Raw genomic sequence first — 13038 nt, forward strand, 5'->3', positions numbered from 1 at the left:
CTCCGCCATGCTCACGACGCTGGCGTTTCCGGCGAGTCAGGAACCCGTGCTCCGCCTGCCCGAGTCGATCCGGGCAGGTGGTTTTTCTGCGCGCCCCGCCTGCGATGCGGACGTGCCTTTCATGCGTGGGCTCTATGGTGAACTGCGTCAGGGAGAGCTGGATCCACTCCCTTGGCCGGAGTCAGCAAAACAGGTGTTTCTGGATCACCAGTTCGCGATGCAGCACCGCCACTACACGCGCTACTACGCACCAGTCGACTTTCTGTTGATCGAACACAACGGAGCGCCCATTGGCCGGCTGTATTTGCACTACGGAACGCAAGACTTCCTGCTGGTCGACATTGCACTGTCGCCAGCTTGGCGCAGCCATGGTTTAGGCACCGCCCTGATCCAAGCAGCACAGGAGACCGCCCAGCGGGCATCGGTGCGTGGCCTCATCCTGCATGTCGAGCTGCGAAATACAGCTGCGCGTCGGCTCTATGAGCGGCTGGGATTTACCCTTTGCGGCGAAAGCGACGGCCAACGCGTCGAAATGCGCTGGCCGTGTCGCACCCATGGTGCCGAAACGCTCAATTGAACAGCGCCTGGTAGATGAAACCATGCTTGTCGCGCGCAATGGGCACCAGGAAGATCCCGAACTCGCCCATCGCATCGTGCGTCATCGGGTAGGTCTTCTGCGGAAACAGAATCGCCGATTCATTACGGAAGAGCAGCGAAAACGGCGCACGCACCATGCCCGGAAACAGGCGCTCGTCTTTCGCTAGTGGCCGCGCTTCGACCAGAACAAACGGCGCCCGGCTATCACCTTCAATCGACGCCATGAAAGTCTCGTTGAGGTGCGGAGCAAATTCATCCAGGGTAAAGAACTTCATTGCATTGTCGCCTTTTATGTATTGAGACAGCTCGAGCTTGGGGCATCATTGGAAGACCCGTCTTGGTTCATTCCTTAGTGATCAAAGCCCCCTAGCGCGCACTTTTGTCGGGTCCACCAGGGTGTTGCATGGGTCGGATGAAACGGCAGCCGGGAGCGGGCCTTGGCTACGTTGTTAGACGGCCCGGCGAACGAGGACAAGTTCATCGTCCTGTTGCGGGTAGTGCACCAGTCCGGCGAAATCCGTATCGACCATGGCGCCTGCGAGAACCCGTTGACCATCGGTGTACTTCATCGCCAGCCTCCGCGCCGCCAACCGGCAAAATATCAAGGTCCGCCTGGCGGCGGAAGCAGGCCATCATTCTTTCTCTGACGCAGCCCTTTTCTCTGACAGCCAACTCGCCAGGCGACCAAGGATTGCTAGAGCGATGCCAACGGGTATCAGCCAATGGAGAAGAACGTTTTGCAACGAAGTTATGTAGACATCGTGGCCATGATTTGGCACAGGCACGACGCGCTGTGTAGCTGGATCTGGCGATAGCGGCCCATTCACTATCGCCAGCCAAACCCAAAACCATGTCAACACCATTGAAGCTGTCGCCCAACGCAACACGGTGGATGCCACTTGCAAGACCTTGCCTGAAATCACCACGCCCCTCCCTCCTTGCGTTGGTCTTTGATGATGTTGCGATGATCGAAAAGCATCGTGCCTCCCCATGGATCAGTTCGCCGTAGTGCGTCGACGGGAGGAGGTCCGCTCCAACGTGCCGTACGGCGCGAGGACATCAAACGTGCGCAAAAGCCAGGCTACAACCTGGCATTCCAAGCGCATGGCGTAGTGACTGCATGCAGCCAGGAAGAACAAGTGCTCATGGAAGACAATGTCAGCGCTGAGTTGCGACTTCCGTTGACAGCGGACGTTTAGGTCATGGCCCCTTTTTGCATGCCGACACCAAGGCGTCCTCGCCCCCGGTGGGAAACCGCTGAGAGAATTCTGCCTGAAGGAAATCGACGAAGCGACGTACGCGTGATGGCTGAAATACATTGGGGTGGTACATCGCGTGGATGGGAGAAGGGGCTGACCAGGCAGGTGCATGGATCAGCTTCAGCCTGCCTGCGCTTACATCCGCGGTGACGGCCCAAAGTTGCCGGTACGCGAATCCGCGTCCCATAACGGCCCATGTGCGTATCACTTCACTATCAGTGCACTCGTGATATCGCCGGACGCGTACGACATGCTCGCCCAGTTGCCACTCATTCCTTGGCCCCGCATGGGTGGTCAATACCAGTGTGGGAAGCGTGGCGAGTTCCTCGGGTTTTTCTGGCATGCCGTGGATCTCGATGCATGCGGGCGACGCACATACGACCCGCCAGCTGTCAGCAAGGTGACGCGCGACAAGTTCGCTGTTCTCCAAAGGGCCGACGCGTATGGCAACGTCGACATCGTCCGGCACGAAGCGCGAGAGTGAATCTGACAGCGTCAGCACGACGCGCACGTCGGGGTGAAGCGCCATGAAGTGGTTGAGGATATGAACCAGCAGGTTGCGCCCGAGATCCGACGGCGCTGACACCCGCAGCGTTCCGCTGACTGCGTCGGTGCCGCTGCGTACCGCGCGCTCGGCTTCTTGCATGGTTTCGATGGCGGTTCGGCAGGAGGCGATGTAGATGCGGCCTTCGTCCGTCAGGCGCAGTTGGCGTGTCGTGCGCTCGAACAGGCGTGCGCCAAGCATCGTCTCTACACGCTGCACACAGGCGCTGGCAGCTGCAGGCGAAAGTCCGGCCCGACGCCCAGCCGCCGACAAGCTGCCGAGGTCGGCCACATCGACAAGAAGCTGCATGTCGCTGAAGCGGTTCATGAGTTCCGATCCCGGTGCGGAAGGCTTGAGCCGGATCATCTTCAAATGGGATTTGAAGGTCAATGAATACTGAGGCCCATTATCAAAACCAAGGGCGTGAGTGACTATCGAACCTCCCCACCCACCGGAGGTGTCGCCATGTCATTCGCCAAATCAGTACGCGTTGCTTGCCTCATGGCCGCCATCGCCGCTGCACCGGTCCTCGCCGCGCAGGACACCATGAAGCCTGACGTAAACGCCGGCCACAGCGTGGTTCCAAGGGAACTGGTCGGCGCGTGGACGCTTGTCCGTTGCGACAACGTCTATCCCGACGGCCATCGCGTAGAGCTCTACGGCCCCAACCCCACGGGCATGTGGCTTATCGATGCCCAGGGCGACTACATGATGCAGATCGTGCGCGCACAGCGCATGCCGTTTGCGGCCAACGACAAATCCAAGGGAACGCCCGAGGAGTATCGCGCCGCATCCTTGGACAGTAATGCGCACTTCGGTCACGTGAGCGCCGATGCCCATGTCATGCACAGTGAAATCGTGCGCGCATCGTTCCCCAATTGGGACGGCCGTAGCAGCGACTCCAGTTACACCATCCACGGCGACGAGCTGACCTATCGCGTTGCCAAGCCATCGAGCGGCGCGGCTGAGGGCGCCCATGGCGAAGTCGTGTGGCGTCGCGTTCACTCATAGACATGCCTACCGACCATGCGGAAGGATCGCATGGTGATGCAACCCATCAGCAGGACCTCACCTGACCCGCCATGATCACGTTCACGCGCTGATCGAGCAGCTTGATCCAGAGCCAGTTGCTCCTGTCGGCTGCTCCGGAACACGCACCACGGACCTTCCCCCCGAAGTTGAAGGCTTGCCAGGCACCTGCCGGGTGAGAAGGCACCCGGAACCAACTTTTGACATCGGTAAGCGTCATTCCACGCCACCCAAGGCCGCCAAGTAGTGCCATCGTTGTTTACGGCTGTAATGCAGGGCATCGATTGATGTACCGCGCGACATTGACGGCCACGTCATCTCGCTGATAGCAGGCGCGGGCGGAGGCGTTGAAGCCGCGGCAGCTCACACACAACAGGTCAAGCACGTGGAATGGACGAATCGAAACCTATCGCCATCCCCAAGATGTCTTTGTCGGGTCGAAACCAGACGCTATGCGCTGGACATCCTGATGATCTTCCCTAAGTAAATCTACCTACATAGCTCCTGCCAGAAGAGCGGTACGTACTCACCGTTCTGAATCACCCCATCGGCGCCGCCCGCTTCCATCGATCCGATTCGTCACCTGGCTTCGCCGTGACCCAGGTTTTTTCGCCGGGTACACATAAGTATGCGTACCGTGAGTGCGGCCTGCTCCCGTCGCCGAAAGGTGTCGGTTGCCCAGCATGCTTGGCTCTCCGCTCGGATATCTCTACTGCAACGCGCAAGGAGATCATCGATGCTGCCCGCGCTACCTTCTGAGAAGATCTTGTCCCGAGGCATGCTCGATGTGCTGATTCGGGCCGGACTGATCGCCATCCTGGTCTTCGTCTGTTTCAGGATCTTTTACCCATTCGGCAACCTGCTTGTGTGGTCGCTGATTCTGGCGATCACCCTCTATCCACTGCATTTGCGTTTGCGAAAACGGTTAGCGAACAAGAACGGGCTCACGGCCACGCTAATCGTCCTCTTCGCCCTCATCATTGTCACGGTGCCCACGTACCTCCTCGGTGTCGCCCTGGTGGATTCGATGGAGCATGCGGTCGAGATGGCCAAGGGCGGCAATCTCCATATTCCGCCACCCGCCGAATCGGTCGCTGGTTGGCCGGTTATCGGAAAGCAGGTCTATGCCTTCTGGCTTCAGTCGTCCACCGACCTGACTGGCCTGATCCAGCGATTCACGCCGCAGATCAAGGAGGTCGGCATGGCGCTGCTGGGCGCCGCTACCGGCGTGGGCACTGGACTTCTGATCTTCATCGCCGCTGTGATCATTTCGGGCATCTTCATGGCCTATGGCGAGGCGGCCAGGCGCAGTGCACTGCTCATCGCGTCGCGCATCTTTGGCCAAGATAGCGGCCCGGCGATTACCGAGCTCTGCTCCGCCACGATTCGCGCGGTAGCCCAAGGGGTGGTGGGCATTGCGTTTATCCAGATGCTGCTTGTCGGTGTCGCTTTCGTCATGAAAGGCATCCCCGGCGCAGGCTTGCTGGCACTCGCCGTATTGCTGTTGGGCATCATGCAACTGCCGGCGACATTGATAACCGTCCCGGTGATCGCCTTCGTCTTCGCTACCGAGGGCTTCACCGCGATCACGATCATCTTTGCGATCTACGTTTTTGTGGCAGGGCTGGCCGACAACGTACTCAAGCCCCTCCTGCTAGGCAGAGGTGTCGACGTGCCCATGCCGGTGGTGCTGATCGGCGCACTGGGCGGCATGGTGACGGGCGGCGTGATTGGCCTGTTTATCGGGCCAGTAGTACTTGCCGTGGGTTATCAACTGTTCTGGCGATGGGTTAAGGACCAGCCGCAGACCGAAGAGCCGAGTGAGCCTAAGCCCCCTTGATCAGTGACGTACTCTCCGGCGGCTCGGTGCGGGCGTCGATGCCCGCGATGGCGATGCGAATAGCGCTTTGTTCGCTGCCACCCTATATGCGAGCCCGAGGCGCTAGCTAATCGACATCTGCCAGCGTGCGCAATAACTGCCACCGGGTGCGTGCCCGATCACCGCGCCGACAAGGCGAAACCGCGTGCCACGAGAGGATCCTGCGATGGATGACCATCAACCTCCTGAACCTCCACACCTGGAGGCCAGAGATGTCATCAGAGAGTTCTTTGACACCCTCTGGTACTTACACAGCATCCTCGCCACCTTGCTCCTTCTTCTGGTCGTGCTCACCTTCGGCATGTATTACTTTGGCGGACCGGTCGAAACATTGAACCGAACACATTCCACGCCGGGCGAAACCATCTACTTCTGCATCATCACGGCACTCACCATCGGATATGGCGACGTCGTGCCCACCACGACCTTTGGCCGCCTGGATGCGGCATTGCTTGGCCTCATTGGCCTGCTTCTGAGTGGGTTGGTCATCGCCGCGGCGGTACGAGGCGTCCAGGAGGCCGCGCGGAACGTCGGTAAGCCCGACGACTGATCCGGCCGACACTCGGCGTGCCGGTTACGACTCTCTGCCTTATCGCCATCTCGCGCCTAGCTGGCTCAGTCGCCCAGCTTTCGATAGAGGCGGACCACCAGCTCCTCGGCGACAAGCATCACGACGACCACGATGATCAGCGTCACCACGCCGTGGAACACACCGTAGAACCGCACATCATGGCCAAAGAGTTGGGCGATTGCCTCGAGTATCACGAACTTCGATCCGAACAACACCACCCAGGCGGAAAAGTACCGCAGAAACTTCATGAAGCCGCCCGGCTTCCCCTTGAAGAATCCTGCGACCCAATGTTCCACGGCTATGGTCGCCTTCAATAGCACCTGCAATACGATGGCGGCCAACAACGATGTGGTGAACGTATCGATGTAGACGTTCTTCCAGTACTCGGCGAACAGGTTCAGTACGACGAGATCTATCAGGATTCCGGAGAAGTAACGTACGAACAAGCGCTGCTTGCTCGATGGGGCCTCGACCGAGGCAGGAAGGATTCCTTCACTTTGCATGGCGAAATTCCTTCGGCATCAGAACATGACGTCTGGTAGCACCTATCCGCTTACAACACGCCTCCCCAGTGACGCTTCAAGATAGCTCAGAGTTGGCCTTCGCGGTGACTCCAGCATCAGCCCGTTACGCCTTGATGGCGATGTCGCGTGCCTCCTTCGTCGTGCATGCGACACCATCAAGATACTTGGCTTAGGTAGATCTACTGAGCCAGGCCGTGCAGCGCGATGCGCTCCGGACCCGCAGCCGCCCTACCGCGATATCCACCTGATTTCACGCGAAGGTTACGTGAAGATATCCATGCTGAATCGACCAAAGGTGCAGTGGCAAACAGGGACATGTCCAAGGGTATGGATGCCAGCGCCGCGAGGCGTAACTTGGCCAGGCAAGGCCGAATGTGTTTCCGGGCGAGTGGTTGCCAATCGTTGGTGATTTCGACCACTGGAAAGGGTGGCGCATGAGTCGCGGACCGCGAATTGAGAAGCTTCCGTCGCCCATCGCTTTGTCCTTGGTCGCGGCCGCATGCCTCAATGCGGGTTGCACGCTAGGCCCCAACTACGAGCGCCCCACCACCCAGGCGCCACAGTCTTACCGCTACGCCAGCGAAATGATGCCGGCCTCTGAAGCAAGCTCGACACTGGCAAAGGTGCCTGAGTGGTGGCGCGCGTTTGGCGATGACCAGCTCAATGCGTTGGTAGCCGAAGGCCTGGCTGCCAACCACGATCTTCGTATTGCAACGGCGCGCGTGCAGGAGTTTGCCGCAATCGCAGTGACTACACGGGCACAGGGGCTGCCACAGGTGGGTTACAGCGCCAGTGCGGGCCGTCAACGTGCAAGCCCGAACGCGACACCGCTTCCACCCGGCGCCAACCCTATCGGGAATAGTTACACCGCGCTGCTTTCTGCAAGTTGGGAGCTGGACCTTTGGGGCCGCATTCGCCGCGAAAACGAGGCCGCTCAAGCCAATCTGTTTGCAACGGAAGAGGCGCGCATGGGTGTCGCCCTGACCTTGGTCTCCACCATTGTTTCGGGCTACATCACGCTGCTTGACCTGGATCGCCAGCTTGAAGTGTCGCAGGCAACGCTCGATGGCCGAAAGGACACCGTAAAGGTGTTTCAAATGCGCCTGGATGGCGGTGCCGTATCCGAGTTCGAAATGATGCAGGTGACGGCGGAGTACGAAACCGCGGCAGCGTCGATACCCGTGCTTGAGCAGGCCATCGCCCAGCAGGAACACGCGCTGTCGGTGCTGGTAGGACGCAACCCTGGCCCCATTCGACGCGGACGCACGTTGCAGCAACTGACAGCGCCACCCGTACCCGCCGGACTGCCCTCCGACCTGCTCGACCGTCGCCCGGATATTCTGCAGGCCGAGCAGCAACTGGTGGCGGCCAACGCACTGATTGGTGCGGCACGCGCACTTTATTTCCCTTCCCTGGCGCTTACGGCTTTTGGCGGGGGTGCCAGCAGAGACCTCGACAATCTGTTCAGCGGCTCTTCTCGCACGTGGTCGTTCACCGGCCAGCTGCTCGGCCCCCTGTTTGCCGGTGGCGCGATCAAAGCGGCAAACAAGCAAGCCGAGGCGCGCCGGGACCAGGCGCTGGATGCTTACCAGCAGACCATTCAAAACGCGTTTCGAGACGTCGACGATGCACTGATAGCCATCCAGAAAAGGAAGGCATTGATCGCCTCGCTTGAGCGCCAGGTGACAGCGCTCAAACGCGCGGTCGAACTCACGCGCGAGCGCTACGACAACGGCTATACCGATTATCTCGAAGTGCTCGACACCGAGCGCAGCCTGTTTTCATCTGAGCTGTCGCTGAGCTCGGCACGCGGTGACGGTTACCGCGCCTTGGTTGACTTGTACCGCGCCTTGGGTGGCGACTGGATCGATCGGGTGGCTCCACTTCCGGTAGCGCAACAAGGCGCAAAGCCAGAATCCAACACCGATACAGCGCCAGCTTCCGTCGCCAGGCAAGCTCACCGTCCATCAAGCAGCGAGAGCATCGATGCCCACTGAGCCCGTAGCCGAGCACAACGCGACTGCCTCCGCTGCTGCGGGGAGCACTGCGACGGATGCGCCATCTGCGACGGCACCGCCTGGCAAAGGGGCAGATAGTGCGCGGCGCACGCAGCGCACCGTGCGAATCACGCTAGTGGTGTTACTCGTCATTTTTATCTATCACGTGGTGGCCGACCGAATCACGCCTTACACGTCGCAGGCGACGGTCGACACATTCCTCGTGCAGATTGCACCGGAAGTCAGCGGGCCGGTGGTGTCGGTAGATGTGTCTGACAACCGCGAGGTGACTAAAGGGCAAGTCTTGTTTCGCATCGATCCACGACCGTTTGAAATTGCCTTGAGGGCAGCGCAAGCCAATGTGACGCTGGCGACGCAAAACGCCGATGCATCGGTCGCCGATGTGCGCGTGGCGGATGCACAACTTAGCAAACAACGTGTCGATCTGGCGGCAACGCAGGAGCTTGGCAAGATTGCGATCGACCTATCGAGCAAGCGTGCGCTCGCGGAAACTGCCGCAATACGAGCTCGCGCGGAAATCGATAAGACTCGCGCCGACATCAGTCGCGGGGAGGCCGAAGCAGAGCGTGCACGGATACGCATGGGCGAAATCGGCAATGACAACGCCCAGATCCGCCAGGCGCGAGCCGCCGCGGATCAGGCTGGGCTCGATCTTCGCCATACCACGGTGGTTGCGCCTAGCGATGGCATCGTTACCAATCTGCGCTTGTCTCCCGGCCAATTCGCCAGCCGCGGCCAACCCGTGCTGAGTTTTGTTGCGGCTGGGCCGCGCTGGGTGAGTGCTGCGATGCGCGAGAATCAACTCGGTCATATCGCGCCGGGCAACCGCGCCTATGTCGTGTTCGATGACCGGCCGGGCAAGGTGTACCCCGCCCATGTCGATAGTATCGGCTGGGGTATCTCGCAAGGCGGGGAAGCACCGAACGGTACGTTGCCCACCGTCACCTCCCCCACCGGCTGGCTGCGCGAGCCACAACGCTTTCCAGTACGCATTGTGCTGGATCCGCCCAGCGACTCCTCCGAGCAACTTCCGCCAGGACGTAGCGGTGCGCAGGCCAATGTGGTCGTACTTACCCACGATCGCACCTTCATGAATCCGCTGGCACGCCTGTGGATATGGGCTGTGGCCATGATCAGCTATCTGCGATGAACGCGACAGCCCCGGACGTCAGCTCGCGGGATGAGGTGGCCTGGCATGCCACGCTGCGATTCGCCGTGGGCATTACCGTGGCCTTTGTCGTTAGCGAAGTCATGCAATGGGCGCCTACTTTTCTGGCACCCGTGCTGGCGACCGTGTTGCTGACCAACTTGCCGGGGAGGCCACCGCTAAAGGTGGCACTAGGCTTGATGATTGTGATGACCTCAACGTCTCTGATCGCATTCGCCATCGCATCGTTGTTTCGTGGCACACCAACAGTGCTGTTCGGATTGATCGGGCTGTGCGTTTTCTTTTCTTTTCACGCCATGCTTCGCGGCAGCCCGCCGCTGCCCCCGTTGTTGTTTTTGATTTGCCTCGCGACGATCCCGGTGATTGTGATGATCGCGCCAGCCCAGGCTGGCCAGTTTCCGTTGGCATTGATCCGCAGCATGGGGGTCGCCTTGCTGAGCATTTGGGCGGTGTACATGCTATGGCCACGCGTAGCTCCGCCGAAGCCTGCTCCCGCCACGCCACCGAGCGCCACGGCCTCCGCACCGATGGCATTCGCCGGCGTCGCCATCGTCATGCCGCTGATGTTGGTCTATCTTTTGTTTGGCCTGGTTGACGCGCTGCCGACAATGATCGCCACGGTCATGCTGGTGGCCAATTTCGATCTGCAGCGTGGCCGCATGAATGCACTGGGTATGATTGTGGGCAATTTTGTCGGCGGCTTGATCGCCCTGCTGCTGCACATGCTTCTGCGAACCACGCCAACGCTGCCTTTTCTCACCGGGTTGCTGTTCGTGACACTGCTGGGTTTTGCACAACGCATCGGCGCTGGCGGGCCGGCTGCGGGGGTCGCGGTGCTTGCCTGCAATGCCATGCTGATCATCCTCAGCACCGCCATCTCGTCAGATCAGGGCACCTTTTCCTTGTGGATCGTACGCGTGTTGCAGTTTGCAGCGGCCGGCGCTTTTGCGGTGGGCATGATGACTGCGTTCTGGCGTCGATATGCCTCTACTTGAGAGGTGACCCGGCTCGAGAGCAAGCGCCTTTGGCTCACCCCTGCCCGTTTCTCTTCCGCTGGGCTTAGGTTGTCTCCACTGGGAACAGCTAAAAAAAAGGGCCGGCATGGCCGGCCCTTCTTCGCGTAACAAGAAGAAGCATTACTTCTTCTGCGGTGCTTCCTTCAGACCACGGTTGAGCAGCATCGGCTCGATGCTCGGGTCCTTGCCGCGCCACTCGCGGTAGAGCTTGCTCAGTTCCATGGTGTTGCCCTGCGAGAGAATCATCGCGCGGAAGCGGTCACCGTTCTCGCGGGTCATGCCACCCTTGTCGACAAAGCCCTGGAAGGCGTCGTCGGCGAGCATCTGCGTCCACAGGTAGGCGTAGTAGCCGGCAGCGTAGCCGTTACCCCAGATGTGCTGGAAGTAGCTGGAGCGATAGCGCGGCGGCACGTAGCTGAGATTGAGCTTGGCCTTGGCCAGTGCGTCTACTTCGAACTTGTCGGGATCCTGCTTCGGCGCGTCGGCACCCAGGGTGTGCCAGCTCATGTCGAGCATGGCAGCCGAGACCAGCTCGGTCATGTCGTAGCCCTTGTTGAAGGTCTTGGCCTTCTTGATCTTCTCGACCAGCTCCTGCGGCATCGGCTCGCCGGTCTTATAGTTCTTCGCGTAGTTGGCGAAGATCTTCGGATCGGTAGCCCAGTGCTCGTTGAACTGCGACGGGAACTCCACGAAGTCACGCGCGGTGGCCGCACCCGACAGGCTGGGGTACTGCGTGTTGGCAAAGATGCCGTGCAGGCCGTGACCAAACTCGTGGAACATGGTGATCACGTCATCGAACGACAGCAGGGCCGGCTGGCCCGGCGCAGGCTTGGTGAAGTTGGCGACGTTGAAGATCACCGGCTTGGTGCCCATGAGCTTGGACTGGTCGACCAGGTTGCTCATCCAGGCGCCGCCGTTCTTGTTGTCGCGCTTGAAGTAGTCGCAGTAGAACAGCGCCAGCGAGCTGCCGTCTTTGTCGAACACTTCAAACACGCGCACATCCGGCTGCCACACCGGAATGTCCTTGCGCTCCTTGAAGGTCAGACCATAGAGCTGGTTGGCGGCGAAAAACACGCCGTTCTGCAGCACATTGTCGATCTCGAAGTACGGCTTGATCTGTGCTTCGTCAAGATCGTACTTGGCCTTGCGCACCTGCTCGGCGTAGTGGTTCCAGTCCCATGCTTCGACCTTGAAGCCACCCTTCTGCTGGTCGATCACTTCCTGGATGTCTTTGGCTTCACGCTCGGCGCGCGCGGTGGCGGCCGGGGCGAGCTTGCCCATGAAGGTCAGCGCATTCTCAGGCTTCTTGGCCATCTGGTCTTCGAGCTTCCAGGCGGCGTAGCTGGGGAAGCCAAGCAGCTTGGCCTGTTCGGCGCGGATCTGCGCGATGCGCGAGATCATCTCACGCGTGTCGTTGGCGTCGCCCTTTTCGGCGCGGTTCCACGAAGCCTTGAACAGGGCCTCACGAGTCGGACGGTCATTGAGGCTCTGCAGCGCCGGCTGCTGCGTGGTGTTCTGCAGCGGGAGCACCCACTTGCCGTCGAGCTTGCGGCCCTTGGCAGCTTCGGCGGCAGCGGCGACATCACCTTCAGACATGCCGTCGAGCTTGGCCTTGTCGTCGATCACCAGTGCGCCGTCCTTGGTGGCAGCGAGCAGCTTGTTGGTGAACTGCGTGCTGAGGCTGGACTCTTCCTTGTTGAGGTCCTTGAGCTTGGCCTTGTCGGCGTCGGACAGCTTGGCGCCGCCATGCACGAAGTTCTGGTAGGTCACTTCGACCAGGCGCCTGGATTCCGGATCGAGCTTGAGCGTGTCGCGCTGGTTGTAGATGGTCCCGATGCGAGCGAACAGCTTATCGTTCATGACGATAGCGTCCTGGTGCTCGGCAAAGCGCGGCGCTTCTTCTTCCTGCACCTTCTGCAGCGTGTCGTTGGTGTTGGCGCCGCTCACGGCGTCAAACGCGCGCATCGCACGCGTCAACAGCTGGCCCGACTTTTCCATCGGGATCAAGGTGTTCTCGAAGGTCGGCGGCTCCGGGTTGTTGGCGATCTTTTCGATCTCTACCAGTTGCTGCTTCATGCCTTCCTCGAAGGCCGGCTGATAGTCGCCATCCTTGATCTTGTCGAACGGCGGCGCCTGGAACGGCAGGGTGCTGGGTTCGAAGAACGGGTTCACGGCGCTGACCTCGGCGGAGGGCGCAGCCGCGGTGCCGGCCTTGGCCGGAGCAGTGCTGGCGGGCGCGGGTTGCTGCTGGGTTTGCTCATTCGACTGCTGGGAGCAGGCAGCGAGCGCGATGGAGGTGGCAATGACAAGCGAGCGGAGACGAAGCATTCAGGGTTCCCCATGTGGGCGGTGGTGCAAACCCCGAGCCTAACCACACCCCGACACAGGTGCCAAGGGCTGGAAGTACTGGTATTCACCCCCTGCCTGTAGGAG

Annotated in this window: 11 protein-coding genes; 7 read left to right on the forward strand and 4 right to left on the reverse strand. The window is 60.4% G+C overall.

Features of this window, described 5'->3' with window-relative positions; genetic code table 11:
• Nucleotides 1-7: 7 nt before the first annotated feature.
• Nucleotides 8-577 (forward strand): GNAT family N-acetyltransferase, encoded by a 570-nt coding sequence (locus AC0GUR_RS13580; protein WP_472878024.1) that lies wholly within the window; start codon nt 8-10, stop codon nt 575-577.
• On the opposite strand, the gene AC0GUR_RS13585 is transcribed toward AC0GUR_RS13580, so the two are convergent.
• Together AC0GUR_RS13585 and AC0GUR_RS13590 are read right to left on the reverse strand one after the other, a co-directional pair.
• Complete coding sequence (locus AC0GUR_RS13585; RefSeq protein ID WP_472878025.1) at nt 570-872, reverse strand: DUF6916 family protein; 303 nt, start codon at nt 870-872, stop codon at nt 570-572. The two genes, AC0GUR_RS13580 and AC0GUR_RS13585, sit on opposite strands and share 8 nt — an antisense overlap.
• Nucleotides 873-1797: 925 nt before the next feature.
• Complete coding sequence (locus AC0GUR_RS13590; RefSeq protein ID WP_472878026.1) at nt 1798-2727, reverse strand: LysR family transcriptional regulator; 930 nt, start codon at nt 2725-2727, stop codon at nt 1798-1800.
• Between the two features lie 138 nt (nt 2728-2865).
• Between AC0GUR_RS13590 and AC0GUR_RS13595 the strand changes: the two genes are divergently transcribed.
• The 3 genes from AC0GUR_RS13595 to AC0GUR_RS13605 all read left to right on the forward strand — a co-directional run bounded on the left by AC0GUR_RS13595 (nt 2866) and on the right by AC0GUR_RS13605 (nt 5858).
• Nucleotides 2866-3411, forward strand: coding sequence for a lipocalin-like domain-containing protein (locus AC0GUR_RS13595; RefSeq protein WP_472878027.1), 546 nt, complete (start codon nt 2866-2868; stop codon nt 3409-3411).
• A 754-nt stretch (nt 3412-4165) separates the two neighbouring features.
• Nucleotides 4166-5269, forward strand: a complete 1104-nt coding sequence (locus AC0GUR_RS13600; RefSeq protein ID WP_472878028.1) for an AI-2E family transporter — start codon at nt 4166-4168, stop codon at nt 5267-5269.
• A gap of 205 nt (nt 5270-5474) precedes the next feature.
• Nucleotides 5475-5858 (forward strand): potassium channel family protein, encoded by a 384-nt coding sequence (locus AC0GUR_RS13605; protein ID WP_472878029.1) that lies wholly within the window; start codon nt 5475-5477, stop codon nt 5856-5858.
• A gap of 65 nt (nt 5859-5923) precedes the next feature.
• Here AC0GUR_RS13605 and AC0GUR_RS13610 read toward each other — a convergent pair whose 3' ends face one another.
• Nucleotides 5924-6382, reverse strand: coding sequence for a hypothetical protein (locus tag AC0GUR_RS13610; protein WP_472878030.1), 459 nt, complete (start codon nt 6380-6382; stop codon nt 5924-5926).
• Nucleotides 6383-6837: 455 nt separating this feature from the next.
• On the opposite strand from AC0GUR_RS13610, the gene AC0GUR_RS13615 reads away from it, so the two are divergent.
• The 3 genes from AC0GUR_RS13615 to AC0GUR_RS13625 all read left to right on the forward strand — a co-directional run bounded on the left by AC0GUR_RS13615 (nt 6838) and on the right by AC0GUR_RS13625 (nt 10584).
• Nucleotides 6838-8400: an efflux transporter outer membrane subunit gene (locus AC0GUR_RS13615; RefSeq protein WP_472878031.1), complete on the forward strand. Its 1563-nt coding sequence runs from the start codon at nt 6838-6840 to the stop codon at nt 8398-8400.
• Between the two features lie 121 nt (nt 8401-8521).
• Nucleotides 8522-9571 carry an HlyD family secretion protein gene (locus AC0GUR_RS13620; RefSeq protein ID WP_472878032.1) on the forward strand — a complete coding sequence of 350 codons (1050 nt, stop codon included), beginning with the start codon at nt 8522-8524 and terminating at the stop codon, nt 9569-9571.
• Nucleotides 9568-10584: a DUF2955 domain-containing protein gene (locus AC0GUR_RS13625; RefSeq protein ID WP_472878033.1), complete on the forward strand. Its 1017-nt coding sequence runs from the start codon at nt 9568-9570 to the stop codon at nt 10582-10584. The genes AC0GUR_RS13620 and AC0GUR_RS13625 overlap by 4 nt, the downstream gene beginning before the upstream one ends.
• A gap of 141 nt (nt 10585-10725) precedes the next feature.
• On the opposite strand, the gene dcp is transcribed toward AC0GUR_RS13625, so the two are convergent.
• Complete coding sequence (gene dcp, locus AC0GUR_RS13630) at nt 10726-12933, reverse strand: peptidyl-dipeptidase Dcp (RefSeq protein WP_472878034.1); 2208 nt, start codon at nt 12931-12933, stop codon at nt 10726-10728.
• Nucleotides 12934-13038 lie beyond the last annotated feature (105 nt).

Source organism: Dyella sp. PARNA 12/25 (assembly GCF_055702865.1).

What these genes read in the sequence shown, in the direction of transcription:
- AC0GUR_RS13580 (WP_472878024.1), top strand. Translation starts at nt 8, where the DNA reads ATGCTCACGACGCTGGCGTTTCCGGCGAGTCAGGAACCCGTGCTCCGC.
- AC0GUR_RS13610 (WP_472878030.1), bottom strand. Translation starts at nt 6,382, where the DNA reads ATGCAAAGTGAAGGAATCCTTCCTGCCTCGGTCGAGGCCCCATCGAGC.
- AC0GUR_RS13600 (WP_472878028.1), top strand. Translation starts at nt 4,166, where the DNA reads ATGCTGCCCGCGCTACCTTCTGAGAAGATCTTGTCCCGAGGCATGCTC.
- AC0GUR_RS13625 (WP_472878033.1), top strand. Translation starts at nt 9,568, where the DNA reads ATGAACGCGACAGCCCCGGACGTCAGCTCGCGGGATGAGGTGGCCTGG.
- AC0GUR_RS13615 (WP_472878031.1), top strand. Translation starts at nt 6,838, where the DNA reads ATGAGTCGCGGACCGCGAATTGAGAAGCTTCCGTCGCCCATCGCTTTG.
- AC0GUR_RS13595 (WP_472878027.1), top strand. Translation starts at nt 2,866, where the DNA reads ATGTCATTCGCCAAATCAGTACGCGTTGCTTGCCTCATGGCCGCCATC.
- AC0GUR_RS13605 (WP_472878029.1), top strand. Translation starts at nt 5,475, where the DNA reads ATGGATGACCATCAACCTCCTGAACCTCCACACCTGGAGGCCAGAGAT.
- dcp (WP_472878034.1), bottom strand. Translation starts at nt 12,933, where the DNA reads ATGCTTCGTCTCCGCTCGCTTGTCATTGCCACCTCCATCGCGCTCGCT.
- AC0GUR_RS13585 (WP_472878025.1), bottom strand. Translation starts at nt 872, where the DNA reads ATGAAGTTCTTTACCCTGGATGAATTTGCTCCGCACCTCAACGAGACT.
- AC0GUR_RS13590 (WP_472878026.1), bottom strand. Translation starts at nt 2,727, where the DNA reads ATGAACCGCTTCAGCGACATGCAGCTTCTTGTCGATGTGGCCGACCTC.